Source organism: Nocardioides sp. Root140 (assembly GCF_001426745.1).
Taxonomy (GTDB): domain Bacteria; phylum Actinomycetota; class Actinomycetes; order Propionibacteriales; family Nocardioidaceae; genus Nocardioides.
Map to the genome: position 1 here is coordinate 370,784 of NZ_LMFI01000010.1, position 24,062 is coordinate 394,845.

General features: G+C 70.4%; 21 protein-coding genes. 11 read left to right on the forward strand and 10 right to left on the reverse strand.

Translation table 11 applies throughout. The features are described 5' to 3' along the window. Positions 1-10: 10 nt before the first annotated feature. From ASD30_RS12170 to ASD30_RS12180, 3 genes are read left to right on the forward strand one after another with little or no spacing between them, the layout of a single operon-like run. Positions 11-3,388: a pyruvate carboxylase gene (locus ASD30_RS12170; protein ID WP_056684876.1), complete on the forward strand. Its 3,378-nt coding sequence runs from the start codon at positions 11-13 to the stop codon at positions 3,386-3,388. 60 nt (positions 3,389-3,448) lie between these two features. Continuing rightward, a complete protein-coding gene (locus tag ASD30_RS12175; protein WP_056681586.1) occupies positions 3,449-5,431 on the forward strand; it encodes an MSCRAMM family protein in 1,983 nt (660 codons plus the stop codon). 24 nt (positions 5,432-5,455) lie between these two features. Next, positions 5,456-6,055 (forward strand): hypothetical protein, encoded by a 600-nt coding sequence (locus tag ASD30_RS12180; RefSeq protein WP_056681587.1) that lies wholly within the window; start codon positions 5,456-5,458, stop codon positions 6,053-6,055. Between the two features lie 34 nt (positions 6,056-6,089). On the opposite strand, the gene ASD30_RS12185 is transcribed toward ASD30_RS12180, so the two are convergent. Together ASD30_RS12185 and ASD30_RS12190 are read right to left on the reverse strand one after the other, a co-directional pair. Further along, the gene (locus tag ASD30_RS12185; RefSeq protein WP_056681588.1) at positions 6,090-6,446 is read right to left on the reverse strand and encodes an MmcQ/YjbR family DNA-binding protein; all 357 of its coding nucleotides are present in this window, start codon (positions 6,444-6,446) and stop codon (positions 6,090-6,092) included. A 56-nt stretch (positions 6,447-6,502) separates the two neighbouring features. Next, complete coding sequence (locus tag ASD30_RS12190) at positions 6,503-7,786, reverse strand: SpoIID/LytB domain-containing protein (protein ID WP_162250961.1); 1,284 nt, start codon at positions 7,784-7,786, stop codon at positions 6,503-6,505. A gap of 133 nt (positions 7,787-7,919) precedes the next feature. On the opposite strand from ASD30_RS12190, the gene ASD30_RS12195 reads away from it, so the two are divergent. Together ASD30_RS12195 and ASD30_RS12200 are read left to right on the forward strand one after the other, a co-directional pair. Then, entirely contained in the window at positions 7,920-8,855 is a 936-nt protein-coding gene (locus ASD30_RS12195) for a hypothetical protein (RefSeq protein WP_056681590.1), read from the forward strand. A gap of 21 nt (positions 8,856-8,876) precedes the next feature. Beyond that, complete coding sequence (locus tag ASD30_RS12200) at positions 8,877-9,605, forward strand: AAA family ATPase (protein ID WP_056681591.1); 729 nt, start codon at positions 8,877-8,879, stop codon at positions 9,603-9,605. 19 nt (positions 9,606-9,624) lie between these two features. Here ASD30_RS12200 and ASD30_RS12205 read toward each other — a convergent pair whose 3' ends face one another. The 5 genes from ASD30_RS12205 to ASD30_RS12225 form a co-directional block, all read right to left on the reverse strand. Then, entirely contained in the window at positions 9,625-11,055 is a 1,431-nt protein-coding gene (locus tag ASD30_RS12205; protein ID WP_056681592.1) for an NAD(P)H-quinone dehydrogenase, read from the reverse strand. A gap of 71 nt (positions 11,056-11,126) precedes the next feature. After that, on the reverse strand, positions 11,127-11,483 hold the full coding sequence (locus ASD30_RS12210; RefSeq protein WP_056681593.1) for a hypothetical protein: 357 nt from the start codon (positions 11,481-11,483) through the stop codon (positions 11,127-11,129). A 42-nt stretch (positions 11,484-11,525) separates the two neighbouring features. Next, entirely contained in the window at positions 11,526-12,188 is a 663-nt protein-coding gene (locus tag ASD30_RS12215) for a universal stress protein (protein WP_082563800.1), read from the reverse strand. 131 nt (positions 12,189-12,319) lie between these two features. Then, on the reverse strand, positions 12,320-12,964 hold the full coding sequence (locus tag ASD30_RS12220) for a LuxR C-terminal-related transcriptional regulator (RefSeq protein ID WP_082563801.1): 645 nt from the start codon (positions 12,962-12,964) through the stop codon (positions 12,320-12,322). Beyond that, positions 12,961-14,229 (reverse strand): ATP-binding protein, encoded by a 1,269-nt coding sequence (locus tag ASD30_RS12225; protein WP_082563802.1) that lies wholly within the window; start codon positions 14,227-14,229, stop codon positions 12,961-12,963. The genes ASD30_RS12220 and ASD30_RS12225 overlap by 4 nt, the downstream gene beginning before the upstream one ends. A 143-nt stretch (positions 14,230-14,372) precedes the next feature. Between ASD30_RS12225 and ASD30_RS12230 the strand changes: the two genes are divergently transcribed. The 3 genes from ASD30_RS12230 to ASD30_RS12240 are packed head-to-tail and all read left to right on the forward strand — an operon-like array spanning position 14,373 to position 16,221. Next, positions 14,373-15,680 (forward strand): PspC domain-containing protein, encoded by a 1,308-nt coding sequence (locus tag ASD30_RS12230; RefSeq protein WP_056681594.1) that lies wholly within the window; start codon positions 14,373-14,375, stop codon positions 15,678-15,680. A 53-nt stretch (positions 15,681-15,733) separates the two neighbouring features. After that, the gene (locus tag ASD30_RS12235) at positions 15,734-16,027 is read left to right on the forward strand and encodes a hypothetical protein (RefSeq protein WP_056681595.1); all 294 of its coding nucleotides are present in this window, start codon (positions 15,734-15,736) and stop codon (positions 16,025-16,027) included. Further along, complete coding sequence (locus ASD30_RS12240; protein WP_056681596.1) at positions 16,024-16,221, forward strand: PspC domain-containing protein; 198 nt, start codon at positions 16,024-16,026, stop codon at positions 16,219-16,221. The genes ASD30_RS12235 and ASD30_RS12240 overlap by 4 nt, the downstream gene beginning before the upstream one ends. A gap of 123 nt (positions 16,222-16,344) precedes the next feature. Here the strand turns inward: ASD30_RS12240 and ASD30_RS12245 are convergent, their stop codons facing one another. The 3 genes from ASD30_RS12245 to ASD30_RS12255 all read right to left on the reverse strand — a co-directional run bounded on the left by ASD30_RS12245 (position 16,345) and on the right by ASD30_RS12255 (position 19,910). Next, positions 16,345-17,454, reverse strand: coding sequence for an endonuclease (locus ASD30_RS12245; RefSeq protein ID WP_235532578.1), 1,110 nt, complete (start codon positions 17,452-17,454; stop codon positions 16,345-16,347). Positions 17,455-17,576: 122 nt separating this feature from the next. Beyond that, on the reverse strand, positions 17,577-18,704 hold the full coding sequence (locus tag ASD30_RS12250; protein WP_056681598.1) for a glycerophosphodiester phosphodiesterase: 1,128 nt from the start codon (positions 18,702-18,704) through the stop codon (positions 17,577-17,579). Positions 18,705-18,830: 126 nt separating this feature from the next. Beyond that, complete coding sequence (locus ASD30_RS12255; protein ID WP_056681599.1) at positions 18,831-19,910, reverse strand: glycerophosphodiester phosphodiesterase family protein; 1,080 nt, start codon at positions 19,908-19,910, stop codon at positions 18,831-18,833. 81 nt (positions 19,911-19,991) lie between these two features. Here ASD30_RS12255 and ASD30_RS12260 point away from each other — a divergent pair, with 81 nt between their 5' ends. Genes ASD30_RS12260 through ASD30_RS12270 form a run of 3 tightly spaced genes read left to right on the forward strand, consistent with a single transcriptional unit; the run spans position 19,992 to position 24,057 of the window. Continuing rightward, positions 19,992-20,516 carry a YbaK/EbsC family protein gene (locus ASD30_RS12260; RefSeq protein ID WP_442938236.1) on the forward strand — a complete coding sequence of 175 codons (525 nt, stop codon included), beginning with the start codon at positions 19,992-19,994 and terminating at the stop codon, positions 20,514-20,516. 59 nt (positions 20,517-20,575) lie between these two features. Beyond that, on the forward strand, positions 20,576-22,312 hold the full coding sequence (locus ASD30_RS12265; protein ID WP_056681601.1) for an ABC transporter ATP-binding protein: 1,737 nt from the start codon (positions 20,576-20,578) through the stop codon (positions 22,310-22,312). Next, entirely contained in the window at positions 22,309-24,057 is a 1,749-nt protein-coding gene (locus ASD30_RS12270) for an ABC transporter ATP-binding protein (protein ID WP_056681602.1), read from the forward strand. The genes ASD30_RS12265 and ASD30_RS12270 overlap by 4 nt, the downstream gene beginning before the upstream one ends. The last annotated feature ends 5 nt before the right edge of the window (positions 24,058-24,062 follow it).

A 24,062-nucleotide genomic window follows, 5' to 3' on the forward strand; every position in this document is an offset into this window, starting at 1 on the left:
CCGTGGGCACATGTTCTCCAAGGTTCTCGTCGCCAACCGTGGCGAGATCGCGATCCGGGCCTTCCGCGCGGCCTACGAGATCGGTGCGCGCACGGTCGCGGTGTTCCCCCACGAGGACAGGTGGTCAGAGCACCGGCTGAAGGCCGACGAGGCCTACGAGATCGGCGAGCGCGGCCACCCGGTGCGGGCCTACCTCGACCCCGAGGCGATCGTCGAGGTCGCCCTGCGCTCCGGCGCCGACGCGATCTATCCGGGCTACGGCTTCCTCTCCGAGAACCCCGCACTGGCCGAGGCCTGTGCGGCCGCGGGCATCACGTTCATCGGGCCCACGGCCGACGTACTCACCCTGGCCGGCAACAAGGCCCGCGCGATCGCCGCCGCGAAGGCGGCCGGGGTGCCGACCCTGGCCGGCGTCGCCCCGTCGACCGACGTCGACGAGCTGGTCACCGCCGCCGAGGCGCTGCCCTATCCCTTGTTCGTCAAGGCGGTCGCCGGTGGCGGTGGCCGTGGCATGCGTCGCGTCGATGACCCGGCCGACCTGCGCGACGCGGTCGCCACCTGCATGCGCGAGGGCGAGGCCGCGTTCGGCGACCCGACGGTCTTCATCGAGCAGGCCGTGGTCGACCCGCGCCACATCGAGGTGCAGGTGCTGGCCGACGCCACCGGCGAGGCGATCCACCTCTTCGAGCGCGACTGCTCGGTGCAGCGTCGGCACCAGAAGGTCATCGAGATCGCCCCGGCGCCCAACCTCGACCCGGCCCTGCGCGATCGCATGTGCGACGACGCCCTGCGCTTCGCGCGCGAGATCGGCTACCGCAACGCCGGCACCGTCGAGTTCCTCGTCGACGCGTCGGGCAACCACGTCTTCATCGAGATGAACCCGCGCATCCAGGTCGAGCACACGGTCACCGAAGAGGTCACCGACGTCGACCTGGTGCAGTCCCAGATGCGCATCGCCGCGGGTGCGACGCTCGCCGACCTCGGCCTCTCCCAGGAGTCGATCACGTTGCGCGGGGCGGCGCTGCAGTGCCGCATCACCACCGAGGACCCCGCCAACGGGTTCCGTCCCGACACCGGCAAGATCACGACCTACCGCTCCCCCGGCGGGCCGGGCGTGCGCCTCGACGGCGGTACGACCTACACCGGCGCCGAGGTCTCCGCACACTTCGACTCGATGCTCGCGAAGCTGACCTGCCGCGGCCGCGACTTCGGCAAGGCCGTGGAGAAGGCGCGTCGCGCGATCGCGGAGTTCCGCATCCGTGGCGTCGAGACCAACATCGCGTTCCTCCAGGCCGTCCTCGACGACCCCGACTTCGTGGCCGGCCGGGTGACCACCGCCTTCATCGAGGAGCACCCGCAGCTCCTCTCGGTCCGGGCCAGCGGCGACCGCGGCACCAAGCTGTTGAACTATCTCGCCGACGTGACGGTCAACCAGCCCCACGGCCCGGCCCCGACCCGGCTCGACCCGGCCACCAAGCTGCCGACGCTCGACCTCGACGTGCCCGCGCCCGACGGCTCGCGGCAGCGCCTGCTGGCCCTGGGGCCCGAGGAGTTCGCGCGGAGCCTGCGCGCCCAGACCACCGTCGGCGTCACCGACACCACGTTCCGCGACGCCCACCAGTCGCTGTTGGCCACCCGGGTGCGCACTCGTGACCTGGTCGGCGTGGCCGGCCACGTTGCCCGGATGACCCCCGAACTGCTCTCGATCGAGGCGTGGGGCGGGGCGACGTACGACGTGGCGCTGCGCTTCCTCGCCGAGGACCCGTGGGAACGCCTGGCCGCCCTGCGCGAGGCGGTGCCCAACATCTGTCTCCAGATGCTGCTTCGCGGACGCAACACGGTCGGCTACACGCCGTACCCGACGGAGGTCACCGACGCGTTCGTGCACGAGGCCGCGGCGACCGGCATCGACGTCTTCCGCATCTTCGACGCACTCAACGACGTCTCCCAGATGGCGCCCGCGATCGCGGCGGTGCGCGACACCGGTACGACCATCGCCGAGGTGGCGCTGTGCTACACCGGCGACCTGTCCGACCCTGCGGAGAAGATCTACACGCTCGACTACTACCTGAAGCTGGCCGGGCGCATCGTCGACGCGGGCGCCCACGTGCTGGCGATCAAGGACATGGCCGGCCTGCTCCGCGCCCCGGCGGCCCGCACCCTGGTCACCGCACTCCGCGACGAGTTCGACCTGCCGGTGCACCTGCACACCCACGACACCCCCGGCGGACAGCTCGGCACGCTCCTTGCCGCCATCGACGCCGGTGTCGACGCGGTCGATGCCTGCTCCGCAGCCCTGGCCGGGACGACGTCGCAGCCGCCGCTCTCCGCACTGGTGTCGGCCACCGACCACTCGGCCCGCGAGACCGGGCTCTCCCTCGACGCGGTCTGCGCCCTGGAGCCCTACTGGGAGGCCACCCGTCGGGTCTACGCGCCCTTCGAGTCGGGCCTGCCCTCGCCGACCGGCCGGGTCTACACCCACGAGATCCCCGGCGGACAGCTCTCCAACCTGCGCCAGCAGGCGATCGCGCTCGGCCTCGGCGAGAAGTTCGAGCAGATCGAGGACATGTACGCCGCGGCCAACGACATCCTCGGCAACATCGTGAAGGTGACCCCGTCGTCGAAGGTGGTCGGCGACCTCGCCCTGCACCTGGTCGCGGTCGGTGCCGACCCGGCCGAGTTCGCGGAGAACCCCGCGAAGTTCGACATCCCCGACTCGGTGATCGGCTTCCTCGGCGGTGAGCTGGGCGACCCGCCCGGTGGCTGGCCCGAGCCGTTCCGCACCAAGGCACTCGAGGGCCGCACGGCCCGCAGGCCCGCACCGGCGTTGACCCCCGAGCAGGTCGCCGGGCTCGACAGCGACCGCCGGCGCACGCTCAACGAGCTGCTGTTCCCCGGCCCGGCCCGCGAGTTCGCCGAGGCCCGCGCACAGTACGGCGACACCTCGATCCTGCCTACCATCGACTACCTCTACGGCCTCAACGCCGGCGAGGAGCACGAGGTCGACCTCGAGCCGGGCAAGAAGATGCTGCTCGGGCTGCAGGCGATCGGCGAGCCCGACGAGCGCGGCTACCGCTCGGTGATGTGCACGATCAACGGCCAGCTCCGCCCGATCAGCGTGCGCGACCGCGGCGTCGCGGCCGAGGTCGCCGCCACCGAGAAGGCCGAGCCCGGCAAGCCCGGTCAGGTCGCGGCGCCGTTCCAGGGCGTGGTCACGGTGACCGTTGCCGAGGGCGACAAGGTCGAGGCCGGCGAGGCCGTCGCCACCATCGAGGCGATGAAGATGGAGGCCTCGATCACCGCACCGATGGCGGGCACCGTCGAGCGCGTCGCCGTACCGGACACGCGTTCCGTCGAGGGCGGCGACCTGATCCTGGTGCTCGGCTGACCCCCCGGGATCCGCGCATTCTCCTTCCCACCACCGGACCACCTGCCTAGACTCCTTCGCGTGTGGCGTCGCGTTGCGTTCCTCGTGGTCTTCCTGCTCCTGATGGCGCTGCTGGCCCCTGCCTCCTGGGCGATGACCGATCGCTGGGCCGCCTGGGACCCGATCACCGGCACGTCGAACGACTACTCCACGACGGTGCGACAGCAGGCGCCGGGCTTCCCGGCCGCGGGCATGCGCTCCGACTCCCGCAGCAACGTGCAGCTGCCGTCCGGTGCCTCGACCTTCCTGGGCACGGCCACGCCTCCGGGCGCCAAGTACGGCTCCAGCCGCAACCAGGCCTACGTCGTGCTGCGCCCGCGCGCCGACACCGCCACCACGCCGTCCACGACGACCTACACGTTCGAGCACCCCACTCCCGACACCGGATGGGCGTTCGTGCTGGGCGACATCGACGCCGACCTCGTGCGGGTGCGTGCCACGGACGAGGACGGCAACGAGGTGAGCGCCGCCGAGACCGACTCGTGGTTCCAGGGCACGTTCAACTACGCCGGCGAGACCGACCTCCCCACGTGGGACGCCGCGACCGGCACCCTCACCGGCAACGCCGGCGCGGTCGACACCTCCGGCGCCAGCGGCTGGTTCGAGCCCGACATCCGCCTGACCAGCCTGACCTTCACCTACACGCGACGTGCCGGGTTCCCCGTCTACCAGACCTGGTTCGTCAGCCGGGCCCGGCCCATCGGCGGCACCGTCACCGACCAGTCGGTCAGCGGGAGCTGTCCGATCACGGAGGTCGTGCTGACCCTGTGGTCGCCGTACGGCGAACAGCTCGCCAGCACGTCGCCGGCGGCGGACGGCTCCTACGACTTCGGGGAGTTCGCCACCCAGGATGGTTACCTCGTGCGGCTCTCGGCCCCCGCAACGTGCGCCGTGATCGGGTCGTCGCAGCAGACGGTGTCGAACCGTGGCAACGACGGCGACCCTGCCTCCCGCGCCGACTTCGACGTGCGGGCGATCATCCCGCAGCCGCTCAGCGGCACGGTGCGCGACGGTGCGGGCAGTCCGGTGGCGGGAGTGGCCGTCACGCTCACCCCGCCCGGAGGTGGCACGCCAATCACGACCACCACCTCCCCGGACGGCACGTATCTCTTCGACGACCTCGAGATCGGCATCGGCTACGCGGTGGCCGTGACCGTTCCCGCCGGATACCGCCCCGGCCCAGAGGGCACCGAGCGGACGGGCATCGAGATCGACACGTCACCGGTGGTCGACCAGGACTTCGTGGTGCTGGCCCTGCCTGCGGTGTCCGGCACGGTCACCGGCGGTGGCGGAACCTTGGGCGGCGTACAGGTCACCCTGACCCCGACCGGGGGCGGCGCGCCCTTGACCACCTCGACCCGCGCCGACGGCAGCTACGACCTCACCGGGGTGCCCGACGGGGACTACACGCTGGCGATCGTCGCGCCGGACGGCTACGCCGGGGCCACCGGCCGCCCGGTGACCGTGAACGGCACCGACCTCACGAACCAGGACTTTGCCCTCGAGCGGAGTGGAGCACTGGGCGGCCAGGTCACGCGTGCCGGCACACCGGTCCCGGGTGTCGTGGTCACCGTCGAGGGACCGGGCGGCACCCGGGTCCTCACCACCGACGGGGAGGGACGCTACTTCCTCGACGACCTGCCGCCCGGCACCTGGACCATCGCGGTCACCGCTCCGGACGGCACCCGCGTGGACGGCCCGTCGACCCGCTCCGTGGAGATCACGGCCGCCGGAGAGATCAGGGGCGACCAGGACTTCCGGCTCGTGGCCGACGACGACACCGCGACACCCACCGCCTCGCCCTCGCCATCGGAGTCCCCCACGAGCAACCCCACCGAACCGCCCTCGGAGACGCCGCCCGACGTCCCGTCCGGCGGCGAACTGCCTGACACCGGCGGGGTTCCGGCCGGATGGTTGGTGCTGGGGCTCGGCATGGTCCTGGCGGGTCTGTGCCTGCTCCTGGTCACAGGAGGGCGGCGAGACCATCGAGACGAACTGTCTTGACCACGCGATCATTCGGGAGACTCAATGCCGCTTCGCATCTTGATCTGCCTGGTGATTCTGTTGGCGGCGTCGGGTTGCAGCCACGACGAAAGTGACGGGCAAGAGGTCCGGACGCCAGCTCTGGAGCAGCCCCGTGACCCTCTACCCAAGACCATCGACTGCAATGCGCTCACGGCCGACGTGGCCGACGTGGTCACGGGAACAGAGATGCGGAAGGCCACCGGGCCGGACGGGACACCCTCGGTCGGCTGCACCTGGACCCCCGACCTGGACCCCGGTGATGACGGAATCGGTCAGCCCGCGGTTTTCATCGGCGTGGCGTCCGGACTCGGACCGCTGACGGATGACCGTTTCGCCGAACTCGACATCCCGGCCGGAACTGCAGGAGCTTCGCACCAGCCTCTGGCCGACCATGCGCCGTGGGACACCACGCTCCGGTGGGAGACCACAGCCCCGTTCTACGGCGGCCTGGGCTACGGCTACGAAGTTGGCGATCGGCTGCTGCACTGCTCGCTCCGAAGCAATGCATCCAGCGCCCGCGCCCTGGAGGAACTCCTTGACGGCCTGGACACCGACTTCCGGGCCTTCTGCGACCAGGTGCTGGTTGCCGTTGCCTCGGACTAGCTGCTGGGCGGATCGTCCAGTTGGTCCTGCTCGATCAATCGTGGTCGGGCAACTCGGCGAAGTGTTCTCGAACCAGGAACTTGGGCACCACCATGGCCCAAGCGTCGGTGACCAGCTCGGTCATCTCCTCGAGGTCGAGCGCATCCATGCGGGCCACCACCCAGTGGAAGCGCAGGTCCGACTCGCGCGGCAGCTGGAACTTGTCGGGCTCGCTCTCGACCAGGGCGGTCCGCTCATCCTTCGGGAACCCGAAGCCCATCAGGCTTCCGTCCCGGGAGAACGAGACGTAGACGATCTGCTTGACCCGGAACTTCACCCGCCCGTGGATGAAGTGCTCCGTGGTGCGCGGCAGGGTCAGCGCCAGCTGACGCACGTCCTCGACCGTGACCATGAGCCGATCCTGCCCAACGGTCCGGTCCACCGCAATGGACTTTCCGTCGCCTTCGATCAGTCGAGAACAGAGGTGTCCGCCGCGTCTTGGGGAAGAGCCGACCTCGAGGTGGCCGTCTTCCGCGGAGCGGCTGCGGCGGCGAAGCTGACCCAGGTCGACTTCAGGCCGAGCCTCGAGCGGAACTCGTCACCGCCGATCGTCACGCTGCGGGTGCCGCCGACCAGGGTCATCCGCTCGATGCGACCCTGCCACTGGCCGTGCCCGTCGCGACTGGTCACCCGGATCTGGCGCAGGTTGCCGATCGTCGGCCAGGCCTTCTCGATGCGCGACACGTCGAGCTCGATTCGCCAATCATGGTTGGCGTTTCCGGACCAGTCGTCGTACGGGTCGGCCTTGGCGGGCAGGTAGGGGAACTGGTTCGCCGAGGTCCAGCCGCCGCTGCTCGAGCCGAACTGGGTGAACGCCGGAGCCCCGGCGTAGGTCAGGATCCGTCCCCGGGTCGCGTCGACCGCGGCGTTCGAGGCGGGGTGCTCGCGCGAGTAGCCGCCGTACACCTGGCACGAGGTGGTGTCGCAGATCTGGTAGTGCTTCGCGCGCGGGTGCTGCTTCTCGTACGACGCGTAGGTGCGGGCCGCGACCGCCTGGGCCTGTACGGCGGCAGGGGTCCAGGTGGCCGGCATCTCCGCGGGGATCACGCCCTTGATGTACGCGTCGATGTCGAGCGCGTTGACCGTGTCGACGTCCGTCGACCCGGCGCGCGGGAACGCCGCGATGAGACGACCGCGATAGAGCACCGACGTCGACCCGTAGCGGAGCCGGATCGGCAGGCCGGAGGCGTAGAAGCTGCCGGTGCCCGCGAAGATCCGCCACACCGTCCAGGTGTCGCCGCTCCGGAACTCCACGCGGGTGCGGGTGCGCGTCGTTCCGCGCAGCCGCCACTGGCCGGTGCCCTTGGCCGGCAGTGTCCAGCCCTTGTGCTGCGCGTGGCTGCCCACGCGCAGGCCGGCTCGAGCGTCGACCACGACGTCCGGGCTGGTGTCGGCGCTGACCAGCACCGTGACCAGCCCGCTGCCGTTGGCGACCTTCGTGCCCGGGTAGTAGAAGGAGGTGATCTGCTGCCAGGTGAGGCCCTGTCGAGCGGCACCCTCGGCGCCGTACTGCGACATGCCGTGGCCATGTCCGTAGCCGTGCCCCACGATCGCGATCTTGCCGGTGCTGGGCATGGGGTAGCGCTGGTCGACGGTGACCGTGCGCGCGCTGCTCGGCGCGATCGCCGTGGTGAGGACGAGCGCTCCGATGGCCAGTGCGCCGGCGACCAGGGCGGGGAACGTGCGCCGCATGGGGTGCTCCGGGATCATTGGGACAGGTGGAAACGAGAGTGACCATTGATCCCAACACGGACGATTGCGGCCTGTCCACGGAACCCTGTGAATTACAGACCCGTAGTTTCGGCGGCGTTGCTAGCGTGGGTGCATGGTGTGGATCATGCTCCTCCTGGCGGTCCTGGCGGTGGCCGCACTCGTGGCGACCCAGCAACGCAACCGCAAGGAACTCGTGCGCACCAAGGAAGACGCGGTGACCAAGGTCAAGCGGGTTGCCGAGGAGGACGTCACCCGCTTCGGGGAAGAGCTCCAGGAGCTCCACATCGACACCCTCGCCACCGAGCTCGATGTCCCCATGCGGCAGGACTACCAGCGCGCGCTCGACTGCTACGAGGACGCCAAGTCCTTGCTCGACGACGTGCGCACTCCCGAAGACATCACCGCTGTCACCCGCACCCTCGAGGACGGCCGCTATGCGCAGGCCTGCGTGCTGGCTCGCCAGGACAACCAGCCGCTCCCCCAGCGCCGACCCCCGTGCTTCTTCAACCCGAGGCACGGACCCGCGCAGGCCGACGTGTCCTGGGCGCCGCCGGGCGGCATCCCGCGCGAGGTGCCGGTCTGTCTCGCCGACGCCGAGCGTGTCGAGGCCGGCGCCGAGCCCGACGTACGCCGCGTGCGCGACGGGTCCCGCATGGTGCCGTGGTACCAAGGCGGCCCGGCCTACAGCCAGTACGCCAACGGCTACTACGGCTCCTACGCGATGAACGGACTGTTCCCCGGCTTCCTGATCGGGTCGATGATGGCCGGTGTGTGGAGCCCCGACGTCACCAGCGGTGACGGTGACTTCTCCGGCGCCGACGGCGGCGGAGGCGAGGACTGGTCCGCCGGCGGTGGCGACGGCGGCGGTGACGGCGGCGGTGACGGCGGAGGCGACGGCGGCGGCTTCGACGGCGGCTGGGGCGGCGACTCCGGTGGTGGAGACGGCGGAGGCGACGGCGGAGGCGACGGTGGCGGTGGCTTCGACGGTGGCTGGGGCGGCGACGGCGGCGGCTTCGACTTCGGCGGTGGAGACTTCGGCGGCTTCTGACCCACCTGCCAAGGTGGCACCGTGAAGTTCGACCAGCCGCCCGTGGTGCGGATCAGCCGCGACCCCGACGATGACCTGCCACCGACCGAGTGGCCCGCCACGATTCCGGCCGTGGCACAGCTGCTGGCCCGAGGGCTCGACCTCCCGCCGGGCGTGACCTTCCTCGTCGGCGAGAACGGCTCCGGCAAGTCCACACTGGTCGAGGCGGTCGCTGTTGCCTACGGGCTCTCACCCGAGGGCGGCAGCGCCCATGGCCGGCACGAGACCCGCACCACCGAGTCACCGCTGCATGCCAGTCTCCGGATCCAGCGCGGCATCGGCAGTGGACGCTGGGGATTCTTCCTGCGCGCCGAGACCATGCACGGGTGGTACACCTACATGGACGAGCACGGCGGACCCAATGACGCCGACTACCACGCGATGAGCCACGGAGAGTCGTTCCTCGAGGTGCTCAGGCGCAAGTTCTCCTCACCCAGCTTCTACTGTCTCGACGAGCCGGAGGCGGCATTGTCCTTCGGGTCGACGCTGACGTTGATCCGGGCGCTGCACGACATCGCGGCCGCGGGCGGCCAGGTGCTGTGCGCGACGCACTCCCCCGTCCTTGCGGCGATGCCGGGGGCGCGCATCATCGAGGTCGGCGACTGGGGGCTGCGCGAGACGACGTGGGACGAGCTGGAGCTGGTCCATCACTGGAAGGCCTACCTCGACGCCCCGATGCGCTACCTGCGGCACACCCTGGCCGACGACTGACGCCCGCCCGGCACCACGCTCAGACGTTGTGCAGGCGGCGCGCGGCTTCCGCGATGGAGCCCGACATCGACGGGTAGACCGTGAACACCTGGGCCACCTGGTCGGCGGTGAGCGCCTCGGCCACCGCGATCGAGACCGGGTGGATCAGCTCGGACGCGCGCGGACCGACCACGACGCCACCGACGACAGTGCCTGTTCCGGGACGGCAGAACAGCTTCACGAAGCCGTCACGCACACCCTGCATCTTCGCCCGCGGGTTGCCCGAGAGCTTGAGCATCACGACCTCGGCGATGATCTCGCCATCGTCGACCGCCTTCTGCGAGCAGCCGACGGTGGCGATCTCGGGCGCGGTGAAGACGTTGGAGGAGACCTTGCGCAGGTCGAGCGGCGCGACCGCGTCGCCGAGGAAGTGCCACATCGCGATGCGACCTTGCATGGCGGCGACCGAGGCCAGCATCAGGACGCCGGTGCAGTCGCCCGCGGCGTACACCCCGCGCGCCGACGTGCGCGAGACCTTGTCGACCTTGATGAACCCGCCGTCGTCGACCCGAACGCCGGCCTCCTCGAGTCCGAGGTCCGCGGTGTTCGGGATCGACCCGAGGGCGAGGATGCAGTGCGAGCCCGTGACGCTACGACCGTCCGTCAACGTGACGGTGACGGTGTCGCCGTCACGGGTCACCGACTCCATGCGCGACTTCGAGAGCACGTTCATGCCGCGCCGCTTGGAGACGTCCTCGAGGACGGCGGAGGCGTCGGCGTCCTCGCCGGGCAGCACCCGGTCGCGCGAGGAGACGAGGGTGACGTCGATGCCCAGGGCGAGGTACGCCGAGGCGAACTCGGCGCCGGTGACACCCGAGCCGACCACGATCAGCTTCTCCGGCTCCTCGGTGAGGTCGTAGACCTGCTCCCAGGTGAGGATGTGCTCGCCGTCAGGCTGAGCCGAGGGCAGGGTGCGCGGTGCGGCACCGGTGGCCACGAGCACGGCGTCGGCCTCGACGGTCTGCTCGCTGCCGTCGGCGGCGGTCACCGCAACCGTGTGGCTGCCCGCGTGTGACGCGACGAGGCGCCCGCGGCCACTGACCACCTTGACGCCCTCGCGCTCGAGGCGCCTGGCGATGTCGGCGGACTGGTCGGCGGCGAGGCGCAGCACCCGGGCGTTGACCTTGGCCAGGTCGACCTTCACCTTGCTGGCCACGTCGCCCTCGGAGTCGAGGAACGTGACCCCCAGCTCCGCGGCGTCGGCCACCTCGGTCATCACCTCGGCGGTGGCGATCAGGGTCTTGCTGGGCACGCAGTCGGTGAGTACGGCGCTGCCGCCGATGCCGTCGGAGTCGACCACGGTCACGTCGGCGCCGAGCTGCGCGGCCACCAGGGCCGACTCGTAGCCGCCGGGTCCGCCGCCGATGATGACGACTCGTTCGGGCGAGGACTGGTGCTCGGAGCTGGCCATGGCTTCATTGTCGCAGCCAGAGTTGCCGCGCCGCGTGCCGGACCGTCAGGCGCGGGCGCCGGGCGCGATCCTCAGACGTGGGCCGAGGACCAGAACACCGCGACGGCCACGTTGACCACCGACAGCGCGAGCAGTCCGTAGAACAGGCCGTCGGGAATCCTCGGCTTGCGAAGGTTGGCCATCACCAGCCCGAGGATGACCAGGCCGATCACCAGCTTCACGCCGATCTTGGCGTGGTTGACGTCGCCGTCGCCTGCCTCGAGTACGCCGACCAGGGCCAGGCCGGCGAGGAACGCCGTACCGGCGCCGTCGCGCATCGGCCCGTTGACCACCTTGTCGACGGCGCCCATCTGGGAGAGCAGGCCACCGATCAGCGCGGCGAAACCGAGGATGTGGATGAAGAGAAGCACCAGCCGCAGGGTTTCCATGGCCGGGATCCTACGTGGCCCTGGAGCCGGCGCGGTCGGGTGCTACTTCTTCGGAGCGGTCTTCTTCGCGGCGGTCTTCTTGGCCGGCGCCTTCGCGGCGCTCTTCGCCGGCGCCGTCTTGGCGGGTGTCGTCTTGGCTGGCGCTGCCTTGGCAGGCGTCTTCTTGGCAGGCGTCTTCTTCGCCGGCGTGGCGGGCTTCGCGTGCACCGCCTTGCGGGCCGCGTTCTTCGCCGCCTCGCGCCTGCTGCCACGCGGCTTCTTGGCCGGACGCACCACCAGCACAGGGCACGGGGCGTAGTGCTGCACCCGTTGCGCCGTACTGCCCATCAGCACGGTGTCGCTGAGCCCGCGCCCTCCGGCTGCGATGACGACCAGGCCGGCGCCGTACGTCGTGGCGGCCTTGATGATCTCGTTGGCCGGCGAACCGCTGCGGACCCGCTTGTGCACCTTGGCGCCCCATCCGTCGAAGACGGCCGCGATCGTGTCGACCGCGTCGATGGCAGCCTGGCGCGACGAGGTGTCCTCGCCCGGGTCCTTGGCTCGCTTCGACGTGGACAGGTCGTTGGCGAACGCCACCGCGGCCAGGGGGCGGATCACCGCCACGACCGAGACCTCGGTGACCTTGGCGGGATCGGCGAACGACTTGAACTGCTTGGCCGCAGTCAGGGACTGACGCGAACCATCTGTGGCGATGACGACGTGCATGGTCACTCTCCCGGTGCTGGAATCGATGGACGTCAGCAATTGCGCGTCCTTCATCGGACCGTGACACCGCGCGAATGTCAATGATGCGCCACTGGACAGGCGTGTCGTCGTACGCCGAGTCGGCGCCCGACCTAGAGGAGCCTGCGGTCGTTCGCCCATCGGGTCAGCTCGTGGCGCGAGGAGAGCTGGAGCTTGCGCAGCACCGAGGACATGTGGGTCTCGACGGTCTTCACGGAGATGAACAGCTCCTTGGCGACCTCCTTGTAGGCGTAGCCCCGGGCGATCAGGCGCATCACCTCGCGCTCGCGTTCGGTGAGCCGGTCGAGGTCCTCGTCGACGGCGGCGACCTCGATGGAGCCGGCGAAGGCGTCGAGCACGAAACCCGCCAGCCGTGGGGAGAACACGGCATCACCCTCGGCCACGCGCTTGATCGCGGCGACCAGCTCGGGACCGGTGATGGTCTTGGTGACGTAGCCGCGGGCGCCGCCCCGGATGGTGCCGATGACGTCCTCGGCGGCGTCGCTGACGCTGAGCGCCAGGAAGCGGGTCTCGGTGGTGCCCAGCTGGCGCATCACCTCGACGCCGCCGCCTCCGGGCAGGTGCACGTCGAGGAGCACGACGTCGGGCCGGTGCTCACGGATCGCGGCGACCGCGGTCGGCACGTCCTCGGCGTCCGCGACGATCTCGAGCGCTCCGGGGGCTGCGGCGCCGGTCAGCTCGGCGCGCACTCCGGCGCGGAACATGGCGTGGTCATCGACGATCACGACTCGGGTCACGACTTCTCCTCCTGCAGGGGCATGCCCAGCACCACTTCGGTGCCGGCACCCGGCGTACTACGGATCTCGGCGCTGCCACCGTGGCGTTCCATGCGCGCCACGATGCTGCCACGGACACCCTGCCTGTCCTCGGCCACGGACGACGGGTCGAAGCCGACACCGCGGTCCTTGACGTAGATCTCGACGCGCGAGGGCGACACCTCGGCGTACACGTCGATCTTGCCGGTGCCGGCGTGCTTGGCCGCGTTGGTCATCGCCTCGCGGGTGGCGTGGACGATCGGCGCGACGTGTTCGTTGACCGGCACGTCGCCGACCACGACGGTCTCGACGGTGGCGCCGTAGGTGTCCTCGACCTCGGCGGTCAGGGCCCGCAGCGCGGCGGCGATGGAGGCGCCTTCGTCCTTCTGCTCGGCGAACAGCCAGGTCCGCAGGTCGCGTTCCTGGGCGCGGGCGAGACGAGCCACGGTGGCCGGGTCGTGGGCGTTGTTCTGGATCAGGGCGAGGGTCTGCAGCACCGAGTCGTGCAGGTGCGCTGCCACGTCGGCGCGTTCCTGGCTGCGCACCCGCTCGGCGCGTTCCTGGCCGAGGTCGGAGGAGAGCCGGAAGACCCACGGCCCCACCACGAGCGCCAGACCGACCACACCGAGGAAGCCTGCGACGACGATCTCGCGGGCCACGTCGAGACGGCCACCGGTCAGGGCGAAGACACCGAGCCCGGAGAGGATCAGGGCACCGCCGGCGAAGATGCGGGCGTACGACGCCCAGGTGCGACTGCCGAACATGGCCTTGACCGGGTCGAGCCGTTCGGAGGAGTCGAGCCAGCGCTCGCGTTGTGCCTCGTCGGCCTGGCGCCAGATCAGCGCGACGCCGACGATGCCGAGCACGACCGGCCAGAAGAGGGCTCCCCTCCCGAAGACCGACTCGACCATGATCACGATGCCGAAGGCCAGTGCGCCCAGGGCGATCGTGGGTCCCATGTCGGCCATCCGGCGAACCCGGCCCGGACGCTTGCCCGAGCGACTGGCCGAGGCCAGGCCCGGCGCCTCGTCGCTGAACCGCTCGTCGGTGGGCAGCACCATCCAGAGGCCGGCGTACATCGCGATGCCCATGCCGCCGAGCGCCGCAGTGAGGATGAACGCCACGCGCACCCAGACCACGGGCAGGCCGAGGTGACGCGCCAACCCGGCGGCGACTCCACCGAGGTAGTTGTCGGTCGAGTCGCGGGTGGCCCGTCGTACCTCGTGGTGGGGGGCAGTGCTCGTCATCGTGCAGCAATCGTCACACAGTGCGGGCGCGCGGACCATGAGGCGAACCCCTGACCCGACCCTGAGCCGAATTGCCCTGCAACGGCAAGAGATCAGGGTTGTTCCCGATGGTGCCGGGCGTGAGCAGGCCTCAGGCTGGAGACATGAACGAGAACCCGACCAACGACGGCGCCGACACCGAAGCGCCCCACGCCGGCCAGCAGGCTGGTCCGCAACCCGGACCGCAGCCCGGCTCCTCGCACGAGGGCCCGCGGGTCAGCGGCGAGCAGATGCGTGACCTCGCCAACCTGCGGCGCAGCAGCTACGACCGGCACGTCGCCGGCGTCGCCGGAGGCCTGGGCCGTCACCTCGACGTCGATCCGGTGATCCTGCGCGTCGCGTTCGTGGTGCTCACGTTCTTCGGTGGGGCCGGGTTGATCATCTACGTCGCCTGCTGGCTGCTCGTTCCCGAGGACACCGGTCGCAGCGCCACCATCCAGCTCGACGCCCGCTCACGCAACGTCGCCCTGATCGGTGTCGGCATCCTCGCCGGCCTCGCACTGGTCGGTGACGCCTGGGGCCCGGGCTGGTTCCCCTGGCCGTTGTTCGCGATCGGGCTCATCGCCTGGGTGATCCTGTCCCGACGCGACCGTCGCGAGCGGCGCAGGAACGAACGCACCTACGGTCCGAACGCCGGTTGGGTGGGCCCGGGCACGCAGACCGGTTGGTCCGGCACCGGCGCCCAGCCCGGCTGGGTGGGCGCGGACGCCACCGCGACGATGCCCCTGACCGGCGGCCTGACTGACGGCCCTACCGGCGGCGCGACCGGCGGACCGATGGCGCCGCCTCCTCCGCCGCGGCTTCCCCGCAACCCACGCAAACGCGGCCCCATCCTCTTCTGGTTCACCCTGGCCCTGACCGCGCTCGCCTCCGGTGTGCTGGGCATCTTCGACCTGGCCGGCGCCGACGTCACCGACTCGGCGTACCCGGCCCTCGCGCTCGGCGTGATCGGCGTGATGCTGGTGGTCGGCGCGTTCTACGGCCGGGCCGGCGGGCTGATCTTCCTCGGCCTGGTGGCCGCGGTGGTGCTCAGCCTGAGCACGATCGCCGATCGCTGGGACGGGACGACGGTCAAGGAGAGCCCGACGTCGGCCAGCCAGCTGAAGTCGTCGTACGACATGGAGGCCGGCGAGATCAGGCTCGACCTCACCCAGGTCCGCGACCTCCGGGTGCTCGACGGACGGACGCTCGAGATCGACGGCGAGGTCGGAACCATCGAGGTGATCGTGCCCCGCGGGCTCCACGTCTCCGCCGACGCCACGGTCGAGATCGGTGAGATCGAGGTCTTCGGCCGCTCCACCGGCGGCCTCGACCTGGACCTGAGCGGCAGCAACCTCGGCGACGCGGACCAACCGCACCTGCGCATCGACGCGGACCTCGAAGTCGGCGACGTCAGTGTGGTCGCGCGATGAGACTCCCCGGATCAGATTCAGGCCACGACTCCCCCGGCACCGAAGGACCCGACATGGACACCTCGTTCGACACCGCACCGGACAGCACGACGGACCCCCGCGCCGACACCGGTCGACACCCGGTCAACACCGGACACCTGGTGATGGGCCTGGTCTTCCTGGGCCTGGTCGGCATCTGGGCGCTGGTCGCCGGGGAGGCCGTCGACGACGACGACATCCGCTGGCTGCTGCCGATTCCCTGGGTGGCCGGCGGTGCCATCGGCCTCGCTGCCGCCACCTGGGCCAACATCCGATCCCGTCGTACGACGGGCGAACCGAACCACCACTTCATGGAGGAGAACCGATGAACGACTTCGCACGCAAGCGCCTGACCCGCAGCCGGCAGGACAACATGCTCGGAGGTGTCTGCGCGGGTGTGGCGGACTACTTCAACATCGACCTGGCCCTGGTCCGGGTGCTGACCGTGGTCGCCGCGCTGTTCAGCTTCGGCACCGTGGCCCTCGCCTACGTCGCCGCCTGGGTCCTGATGCCCGAGTCCTGACCCACCAGCCGGCAATTCTTGATGCGCGAGCCGGCGATTCTTGATGGCCGAACCGGCAGTTCTTGCGCCCATGACGAGCGCAGGAACTGCCGGTTCGAGGCGCAGCAACTGCAGGTTCGTGGATCAGTTCCAGATCGCGTTGGCCCACTCGGGGTGGTCGATGAACGGGTTCCGGTTGTGCTGGAACTGGTCGAAGATGACGTCGTTGCGGTGCTTCTCGAACGCGCTGGGCGGGTCCGCCGCGTTCCACTGGAGCAGGACCGAGAGGCGGCCCATGTAGGGGTTCGCCCCGTTGTTGACCAGGTCGTTGGGCTCGAGGTTCGCGAAGCCGTCGCCGCCTTCGTACCGGATCGACATGTAGAGGATCATCCGGGCCACGTCGCCCTTGACCGCGTCGGACGGCTCGAACGAGTCGGCATCGGTGGCGCAGTCGGAGCACTCGCTGACCGCACCCCCGCCGTTGTCGAAGTCCTTGTTGCCACGGATCGAGTTCACCGAAACGTCGGTGGGCCGCAAGTGGTGGATGTCGGTGCCGGGACCGGTCGCCGTACCGAAGTCGCCGTGCGACTTTGCCCAGACGTGCTCACGGTTCCAGTCGTTCTCGCCGCCGCCGTTGAGCGACTTGCTGCGCGAGATGCCGGAGTAGAACAGGATCACGTTGCTGGGATTGTTCGGGTCCTCGTCGGTCGCCTTCAGCGCGTTCCAGACCTGGTCGTAGCTCAGCTTCGTCTGCGTCGAGATGATCGTGTGCAGCGCGCTGCGCAGCTGCGGGCCGGTCTTGCCGAGGGCGTCTGCGTAGTAGTCGTCGTGCTCACCGTCGCCGGGCGGCGGGTCGGTCGGGTCAGGGTCGGGGTCCGAGCCGACGAGGCTGAACACCGATGCGGACTTCAGCCCGGGGTGGGTGAAGTACGCCGACAGCAAGCCGGTCACGTCGACCTGCTGGCCCTTGAGCGACGGGTTCGACTGGAGCCCCCACTGTGCGCGGAACTCCGCGGGGATCTGCACGTAGAGCATCCGAGAGGTGCTGGTCTCCGACGCGCTGTCCGCGAGGGCGAGCGCGTAGTCGTTCGGATAGTTGCTGGTGACCACGGTGTTCGTGGCCGTGGGTTGCCCGACCACGTAGCCACGCACGGTGGCCGACGAGCCGTTCTGGGTGGAGATGCCCTGGGCCACGGTGAGCGGGGTCGCCGCGGTCACCGGTGCCTGGACGAGTGCCACCACGAAGGCGATCACGATGAGGACTGTGCTGATGCGGATTGGGCGGCGCTGGACTGTGGTCCTTCGTGTCCCGAGAGTGAATGTCATTCCAGCACCCTGCACCTTTTTTGCGTCGGCGTCACGCATCGCTGCTGCTTTCACTGCTCGGCCAGCCAGTCCTCGCGGGCCGCGACGATGGTGTCCGTGTAGTCGGTGAAGACGCCGTCGACCCCCGCGTCGAAGAACGCGAACGCCTCCGCCCGCGAGTCGCCCTTGGCGTTCGGGTCGGTGCCGATCCGGAAGTTCGTCGCCATGAACTGGTTCTCGTCGCGCAGGGTCCACACGTGCACGGTCAGCCCGGCGTCGTGCGCGTCGTCGACCAGTGCGGAGGGCTCTCCGGTCGCGCCGGACGCGTCACGCGGCAGCACCAGGTCCTTGTGCGCGCCCAGCCCGTCGGCGTACGACGCGATGTCGGCGAGGTTCTCCGGCTTCGTCAGGTCCTTGTAGGTGCGCGGGTCACCGGCCTCGACGAGGTCGTACGGGGCCCCCGAGCCGTCGATCAACTGGGCGATCGGCAGGTCGGTCCGGGCATCGAGGTCGCGCAGGTTGGCGGTCTCGAAGGACTGCAGGATCACCGGTGCGTTGCGGCGGTCCAGGTGATGCCGGCGCAGCGTGCGCAGCAGCGGCTCCTCCAGCGAGAGGCCGATCGAGTCGAAGTAGGTCGGGTGCTTGGTCTCGGGATAGACGCCGATGCGGCGGTGCGTGCGCCTGGACTCCTCACGCACCATGGCGAGCACCTCGTCGAGGGTCGGGATCTCGAACTGCCCGTCGTACCGCGTGTTGTCGGGTCGCACCTGTGGGAGCCGCTCCTTGGCGCGGAGGGTCTTGAGCTCGTCGAGCGTGAAGTCCTCGGTGAACCATCCGGTGATCGGCTTGCCGTCGATGGTCTTCGTGGTCCTGCGGTCGGCGAACTCGGGGTGGTCCGCGACGTCGGTGGTGCCGCCGATCTCGTTCTCGTGGCGGGCGACGAGCACGCCGTCACTGGTGGAGACCAGGTCCGGCTCGACGTAGTCGGCGCCCATCCGGATGGCCAGGCGGTACGACGCCAGCGTGTGCTCGGGGCGATATCCGGAGGCACCGCGGTGGCCGATCACGATCGGCTCGGTGGTGCGCTCCTTCGCGGCCGAGGCTGCGGCCGGTGCCGCACCGGCAGAGGCGCCGCCCGGCGCGAGGAGGACGGAAGCCACGAGTGCGGCGACGACGGAGGTACCGAGAGTTCGTTTCATGATCGCGAGCGTCGTGGCCGCAGATGACACCGAGTCCGGAACCCGGTGAACGCGACGTGACCGAAGGCAGGACGTCCTGCGACGCGGCGGCTGGGACGACCTCGGTGCAGGACGTCCCGAACAACGTCAGGCAGTTCGGCTGCCCTGGCCACCGGACCGCAGGACGTCCGCCTCGCGGAGCACGTCGAGCACGATGTCGGGATGGTCGGTGATCAACCCGTCGACCCCGGCGTCGAGGAAGGCCTTGGCCTCGGCGGCCAGGTCACCGGCCGCACCGGGCCCACCATCGCGGCGCAGGTTGAGCGGAAGGAAGCGGTTCTCCCGGCGCAGGGTCCACACGTGGACGGTCAACCACATCCGGTGGGCCTCGCGGACCAGGGCCGACGGCGTCGAGATCGCACCGCTGTCGTCGCGAGGGAGCACCAGCGACTTGTGCGCCCCGATGCCGTCGGCGTACTCGTCGATCCAGGCCAGGCCCTCGCGCGTGCACAGGTCGGCGTACGTGCGGGGATCGCCCACTGCGACCAGGTCCGCGGGGCGCTTGTCGGCGGCCTCGAGCAGCTGAACGACGGCCACCCGCGTGCGATGGGCGAGCCGGCGCAGGACGGTCGGCTCGAACGACATCACGGTGACCCGTGAGCGTGGGTGGTCCAGGTCGTGGCGCCTCAGGTCCGAGAGCAGCATCTCGTCGAGCGGCAGTCCGATCGAGTCGAAGTACGCCGCATGCTTGAGCTCGGCCATCACGCCGATGCTGCGGCCGCCCAGCACGGACTCGGCCCCGACCATCGCCAGCACCTCGTTGAACGACGGGATCCCGCAGGCGCCGTCGTACGACGCACTGTCCGGACGCAGGCTCGCCAGACGCTCGCGAGCGGCCAGGGTCTTCAGCTCGGCGAGGGTGAAGTCCTCCACGAACCAGCCGTGCAGCACGACCCCGTCGATGGTCCTGGTGGTCAGCCGGTGGGCGAACTCGGGGTGGTCCGCCACGTCAGTGGTGGTGCCGATCTCGCTCTCGTGGCGGGCCACCAGCACACCGTCCTTGGTGGCCACCAGGTCGAGCTCGATGTCGTCGGCGCCCATGCGGATCGCCATGCGGTAGCCCTCGAGGGTGTGTTCGGGTCGGTAGCCACTGGCCCCGCGGTGCGCCACCACGGCGGGCGTCACCACCAGGCTCTGCGTCTTGCGCGAGACGGCAAGTTGGGTCACACCATCAGTGAGACATGGGCAGGGGTCCGGGTGGTGAAGGCGCGGTGAATGGCGCGCGAGCACTTTGACACCATGTCAGGCATGTCCCTCGACCTCCTGCCCGCCCTGGACCGCCTCGACCTCGTCGCCGACCCCGTCGCGAAGGCGCTGCGCGACTGGGCGCACGCCGGTGAGGTGCTGGTCGCCGAGATCGACCCGGAGCTCGCGGACACCGCCGTGATGAGCGAGGCCTACGGCACCTCCATGGAGGACTCCGCCAACTGTGTGGTGATCAGCGGCAAGCGATCTGGCGAGGAGCGGCTCGCGGCGTGCGTCGTCCGCGCGGACACCCGGGCCGACGTGAACGGCCTCGTCAAGCGCACCCTCGACGTCCGCAAGTGCTCCTTCCACCCGATGGAGCGCGCGGTCGAGGAGACCGGCATGGAGTACGGCGGCATCACCCCGATCGGTCTGCCCGCCGAATGGCGACTGCTGGTCGACACGCGGGTGCTGGAGATCGAGCGCACCATCATCGGCAGCGGCGTACGCCACTCGAAGCTGTTCCTCCCCGGCCGGCTGCTCGGTGAGCTGCCCGGCGCCGAGGTGGTTCCCGACCTGGCCCGCTGAGCCGCCCGGCCCGCGAAAACCAGTGGCTCCGACACAGGCGGCAAACGTAGCGTTGGCGGGTGCGCAACCTTCCCCTGGCCGTCCCCGGCCTCGCCGATCACCGCTCGCCGGGGCGGTTCCTGTGGTGGATGGCCAAGGGCCAGTGGCACACGCTCGCGCTGGGCATGGTCTTCGGCATCATCTGGATGAGCTCGCAGGCCGTGATGCCCGCCGTGATCGGGCGCGCGATCGACCTCGGCGTGGCAGACCGCGACCGTGGCGAGCTGGTCAAGTGGGCCTCGGTGATGTTCGCGATCGGCCTCCTGCAGGCGGCCTCCGGCATCATCAGGCACCGGTTCGCGGTGACGAACTGGTTGACCGCGGCTTACCGCACCGTGCAGCTGGTGGGCCGCCAGGTGGCACGCCTGGGCGGCACCCTGCCCCGCAAGGTCTCGACCGGCGAGGTCGTCGCGATCGGCAACAGCGACATCTCCAACCTCGGCCAGGTGATGGACGTGACGGCACGGTTCGCCGGCGCCATCGTGTCGTTCGTCCTGGTCTCGGTGATCCTGCTGCAGACCAGCGTCACGCTCGGACTGGTGGTGCTGATCGGCGTGCCCGCCCTCATGCTGCTGATCGGCCCGTTGCTCTCCCCGCTCCAGAAGCGCTCCGCCCGTCAACGACACCTGATGGGCGAGCTGTCCAACACCGCCAGCGACATCGTCGGTGGCCTGCGGGTGTTGCGTGGTGTCGGCGGCGAGTCGGTCTTCCTCGACCGCTACCGTCGCGAGTCGCAACGCACCCGCCGGGCCGGCGTACAGGTGGCGCGCCTGCAGTCGATCCTCGACGCGCTGCAGGTGCTGCTGCCCGGGATCTTCGTGGTGCTGGTGGTCTGGCTTGGCGCGCGGTACGCCGTCCGCGGACAGATCAGCCCGGGTGAGCTCGTCGCGTTCTACGGCTACGCCGCGTTCCTGATGATCCCGTTGCGCACCGCCACCGAGTACGCCAACAAGTTCATCCGCGCCCGCGTCTCGGCCGCCCGCGTCTGCCGGGTCCTGGCCCTGGAGCCCGACGTCGCGGCGGTGCCCGATCCGATGCCCTCGCCACCCACCGGCTCCGGCCTGTACGACGTCCGCACCGGGCTGTCGATCACCCCCGGTCGCCTCACGGCCATCGTCTCGGACCAGCCCGACGACTCCGCGCACCTGGCCGACCGACTGGGCCTGCAGGCGCCTGACCCGGACGACGACGTGCGTCTGGGCGGGGTGCCGTTGACGGGCCTCGACCCGGCCGAGGTGCGGCACCGCATCGTGGTCTCCGACACCGGCAGTGCCCTGTTCTCCGGCCGGCTCGGCGACCGGCTCAACGTGCTCGGCCGACCCGGGTCCGACGTGGAGGCGGCCCTGCACACCTCCAGCGCCGAGGACGTGCTCGACGCGCTCGAGGGCGGGCTCGACGGCGAGGTCGCCGAGCGCGGACGCTCCTTCTCGGGTGGCCAGCGTCAGCGCCTGGTGCTCGCCCGGGCCCTGCTCGTCGACCCCGAGATCCTGGTCCTGGTGGAGCCGACGAGTGCCGTCGACGCCCACACCGAGTCCCGCATCGCCACCCGGTTGCGCGGCCACAGGCAGGGCCGCACCACGGTGGTGACCACGTCGAGCCCGTTGCTGCTCGACGCGGTCGACGAGGTCGCGTTCCTCGACGGCGGGCGCATCGTCGCCTCCGGCACGCACCGCGACCTGCTCGACACCTGCCCGGCGTACCGCCGCACGGTGACCCGCGAGACCGAGATGGACGACGACGTGGAGGTGGCCCGATGAACCAGGTGCTTCCGGTCGCGGGCACTCGTGAGGTGCGGGCCTATGCGGTGTCGATCGCGCGCAACCACCCGCGCATGCTCTGGCTGGCGGTCGGCCTGCACGCACTGGCGGCCCTGGCCGCCCTGGCCGCGCCGCGACTGTTCGGCCAGCTGGTCGAGGCGGTCGAGAAGGGCACGTCGATCAACCACGTCGACCACGTCGCGATGCTGCTGGCCGGCTTCCTCGTGGTGCAGACGATCCTGACCCGCCAGGCGCGCTACGTCTCGCAGTCGCTGGGCGAGGAGGTGCTCGCCGAGCTGCGCGAGGACTTCGTCGAGAACACGTTGGCGCTGCCGGTCGGCGTGGTCGAGTCGGCCGGCTCCGGCGACCTGCTCACCCGCACCTCCCGTGACGTCGACCAGCTCGGCTGGTCGGTGCGCTGGGCGATGCCGGAGTGGACGATCGCGGTCGTCACCGCGATCCTCACCTTCGCCGCGGCGCTGGCGGTCGGCTGGTGGGTGGCGCTCCCGGCGCTGATCGGCGTACCCATCCTGGTGATCGGGCTGCGTTGGTATCTCGCCCGGGCCAAGGACGGCTACCTGCGCGAGAACGCGTCGTACTCCCAGATCTCGGCGACGTTGACCGAGAACACGGAGGGCGCGCGCACCATCGAGGCACTCGGCCTCGGTCCGGAGCGGGTGGCCGCGCTCGACGCCGACTGCAAGGGCTCGTACGCCGCCGAGAAGTACACGCTGCACCTGCGCACGGTGTTCTTCCCGAGCATGGAGCTCGCCTACCTGTTGCCGACCGTCGCGACGCTGCTGTTCGGCGGCTGGCTCTACACGCAGGGCCACGCCTCGCTGGGCGAGGTCACCACGGCCACGCTCTACGTGCAGATGCTGATCGACCCCGTCGACCGGATCGTGTCGATCCTCGACGAGCTCCAGGTCGGCGGCGCGTCACTGGCGCGACTGCTCGGCGTCGCGCAGGTGCCCGACGACCGTGTGGCCACCGGAGCGCAGCCCGAGAACGAGAAGCTCGACGCGCGCGACGTGCACTTCGCGTACGTCGAGGGGCGCGACGTGCTGCACGGCATCGACCTGTCGGTCGGCGTCGGCGAGCGGATCGCGATGGTCGGGCCGTCGGGTGCCGGCAAGTCGACCCTGGGCCGGCTCCTGGCCGGGATCCATCCGCCCCGTGCCGGTTCGGTGACGGTGGGCGGCGTCGGCCTGACCGAGCTGCCGCTCGACGACCTGCGCGGGCACGTGGCCCTGGTGACCCAGGAGCACCACGTCTTCGTCGGCACGATCCGGGAGAACCTGGCGTTGGCCGCCCCGCACGAGGCCAGCGATGCGGAGATCTGGTCGGCCCTTGCCGCCGTCGACGCCGACGCCTGGGTGCGCGCCTTCCCCGACGGACTGAGGGAGGTCGTGGGGTCGGGTGGACGCACGCTGACCGCCGCCCAGGCCCAGCAGGTGGCCCTGGCGCGACTGGTGCTGGCCGACCCGCACACGCTCGTGCTCGACGAGGCCACCTCGCTGATCGACCCCCGGGCCGCGCGTCACCTGGAGCGGTCGCTGGCCGCAGTGCTGCACGGCCGCACGGTGATCGCGATCGCGCACCGCCTCTTCTCCGCCCACGACGCCGACCGGGTCGCGGTGTGCGAGGACGGCACGATCATCGAGTTCGGCTCGCACGACGAACTCGTCGCCGCCGGGGGTTCGTACGCCGCGCTCTGGGACTCCTGGAACGGCACGCCCCGCTGAAACCC